This is a genomic window from Micromonospora sp. ATLC20 (assembly GCF_057196585.1).
In genome coordinates, this window is record NZ_JBXUOV010000325.1 from 1 (window position 1) to 2,992 (window position 2,992).

General features: G+C 74.3%; 2 protein-coding genes. Both read left to right on the forward strand.

Translation table 11 applies throughout. From position 1 onward, the window contains the following. The first annotated feature begins 98 nt into the window (after positions 1–98). Entirely contained in the window at positions 99–1,169 is a 1,071-nt protein-coding gene (locus AC2CHG_RS30875) for a LacI family DNA-binding transcriptional regulator (RefSeq protein ID WP_262014075.1), read from the forward strand. 41 nt (positions 1,170–1,210) lie between these two features. Then, positions 1,211–2,854: a glycoside hydrolase family 13 protein gene (locus AC2CHG_RS30880; RefSeq protein WP_357209727.1), complete on the forward strand. Its 1,644-nt coding sequence runs from the start codon at positions 1,211–1,213 to the stop codon at positions 2,852–2,854. Positions 2,855–2,992: the final 138 nt, after the last annotated feature.

Below are 2,992 nucleotides of genomic sequence, written 5' to 3' on the forward strand. Positions count from 1 at the left end.
GGCCGGGGCCGCCCCCGCGCGAGTCGTGAGGCGCCCCCGCGCCCCCCCCCCCCCCCCCCCCCCCCCCCGGGGGCCCGGGTCACAGCGGGGAGCTCACGATGACCAAGATTGACGACGTCGCCCGCCTGGCCGGGGTCTCCACGGCCACCGTCTCGCGGGCGCTGCGAGGCCTGCCGACGGTCTCGGCCGCGACCCGCCGCCGGGTGCTCGCCGCCGCCGAACAGCTCCAGTACGCGGTGTCGCCCAGCGCGAGCCGGCTGGCCGGCGGCCGGACCGGCACCGTGGCCGTGGTGGTGCCCCGGATCACCAGGTGGTTCTTCGGCACGGTGGTCGAGGCGGTCGAGGAGTTCCTCCAGGACAGCGGCTACGACCTGCTGCTCTACAACCTCGGCGGCCGGGAGCGCACCCGGCAGCGGGTGCTGCGCACGGCGAGCCTGCACAAGCGGGTGGACGCGATCATCCTGGTCGCGACCCCGCTGCGCGCGGCCGACGTGCACGCGCTGACGAAGCTGGACCTGCCGGGCGTGACGATCAGCTCCGGCAGCGAGGTGCCCGGGTGGCCCTGCGTCCGGATCGACGACGTGGCCGCCGCCCGGACCGCCACCCGCCACCTGCTCGACCTCGGCCACACCCGGATCGCGCACATCTCCGGCGACCCGGACGACGAACTGGCCTTCACCACCCACCTGGACCGGCGGCGCGGCTACCAGGAGGCGTTGCGGGCCGCCGGGCTGCGGCCCGACCCGAGCCTCGACGTCGAGTCGCGGTTCACCATCGACGGAGGCACCCGGGCCACCGCGGAACTGCTGGCCCGGGGCGAGCCGCCGACCGCCATCTTCGCCGCCTGCGACGAGATGGCGATGGGCGCGATCACCGCGCTGCGCGACGCCGGGCTGCGGGTGCCGCAGGACGTGAGCGTGATGGGCATCGACGACCACGACCTGGCCGGCGTGCTCGGGCTCTCCACGATCGCCCAGCCGGCCGCCGACCAGGGCCTGCTCGCCGCCCGCATCCTGCTCGACCCGCTCGGCGTACGGGCCTCCGCGCCGTACCCCGGCCTGGTGCCCGCCCCGCGCGGCCCCGACACCGACGGCGGGACGCCGCCCCCGGTGATCCTGCCCACTCGCCTGGTGGTGCGCGAATCGACCGCGCCGCCCCGGGCACACTGAAGAACTCGCTGGTCCCGCACCACCCAGACAGGAGTAAGGCGCTGAACACCGACGCGACGCAGCAGACCCCCGGCACCGGCTGGTGGACCGAGGCGGTGATCTACCAGGTCTACCCGCGCTCGTTCGCCGACTCCGACGGCGACGGCATCGGTGACCTGCCGGGCATCACGTCCCGGCTCGACCACCTCGCCGAGCTGGGAGTCGACGCGCTCTGGCTGTCCCCGTTCTACCCGTCCCCGCAGGCCGACGCCGGGTACGACGTGTCCGACTACCGCGACGTCGACCCGCTGTTCGGCACGCTCGCCGACGCCGACAAGCTGATCGCCGAGGCGAAGGCGCGCGGGCTGCGGGTGATCGTCGACCTGGTGCCCAACCACACCTCCTCCGCGCACCGCTGGTTCACCGCGGCCGTCGCCGCCGCGCCGGGCAGCCCGGAGCGGCAGCGCTACGTCATCCGCGACGGCAAGGGCCCGGACGGCGCCGAGCCGCCGAACGACTGGGTGAGCGTGTTCGGCGGCCCCGCCTGGACCCGGCTGCCGGACGGGCAGTGGTACCTGCACCTGTTCGACTCCGGCCAGCCCGACCTCAACTGGGACAACCCGGAGGTGCGCGAGGAGTTCCTCGACGTGCTGCGCTTCTGGCTGGACCGGGGCGTGGACGGCTTCCGGGTGGACGTGGCGCACGGCCTGATCAAGCAGGCCGACCTGGCCGACTGGCAGGAGCCGCAGGAGATCCTCTCCGGCAGCGAGGTGGACAAGCCGCGCCCGCCCATGTGGGACCAGGACGGCGTGCACGAGATCTACCGGGAGTGGCGGCGGGTGCTCGACTCGTACCCCGGTGAGCGGATCCTCGTCGCCGAGGCGTGGGTGGAGCCGGCCGAGCGGCTGGCCCGGTACGTGCGCCCGGACGAGATGCACCAGGCGTTCAACTTCGAGTACCTGCTGGCCGCCTGGACCGCGCCGGCCCAGTACGCCGTGATCACCCGCTCGCTGGAGGCCACCGACTCCGTCGGCGCGCCCACCACCTGGGTGCTGTCCAACCACGACGTGGTCCGGCACGCCTCCCGGCTCGGGCTCGGCACCGGCGGCGGCCGGGCCAACGGCGTCGGCGTGGACGACCCGCAGCCGGACGCCGCGCTGGGCCTGCGCCGGGCCCGGGCGGCCAGCCTGCTGATGCTCGCGCTGCCCGGCTCCGCCTACCTCTACCAGGGTGAGGAACTGGGGCTGCCGGAGCACACCACGCTGCCCGACGAGGCCCGGCAGGACCCGACCTGGAAGCGCAGCGGGCACACCGAGCGCGGCCGGGACGGCTGCCGGGTGCCGATCCCGTGGGAGGCCGACGCCCCGTCGTACGGCTTCGGGCCGACCGACGCGAGCTGGCTGCCCCAGCCGCCGGTGTGGGCCGAGTACGCGCTGGACCGGCAGCGCGGCGTGCCCGGGTCGACGTACGAGCTGTACCGGACCGCGCTGCGGCTGCGCCGCGAGCACGAGCTGGCCCGGGGGCCGCTGCGGTTCCTGTCCTCCGGCGACGAGGTGCTCACGTTCACCAACGGCGACCTCACCGTGCTGACCAACTTCGGCGCCGACCCGGCGCCGCTGCCGGCCGGCGCCGAGGTGCTGGTGTCGAGCGCGCCGCTGGACGCTGACGCGGTCCCCACGGACGTCACCGTCTGGTTCCGGGTGTAAGGAAGGGCCCCTTATTAACGCCTCCGGTAGAGCAAGGGCCCCTTCTTAGTGAGTGTTTGAGAAACCGGTTCAGGTGTTGGTTGCCTGGGCCGGTTTCGTGTTGCGGGTCAGGCGGGTGAGCATGACGTGGATCATGGC

What these genes read in the sequence shown, in the direction of transcription:
- AC2CHG_RS30875 (WP_262014075.1), top strand. Translation starts at nt 99, where the DNA reads ATGACCAAGATTGACGACGTCGCCCGCCTGGCCGGGGTCTCCACGGCC.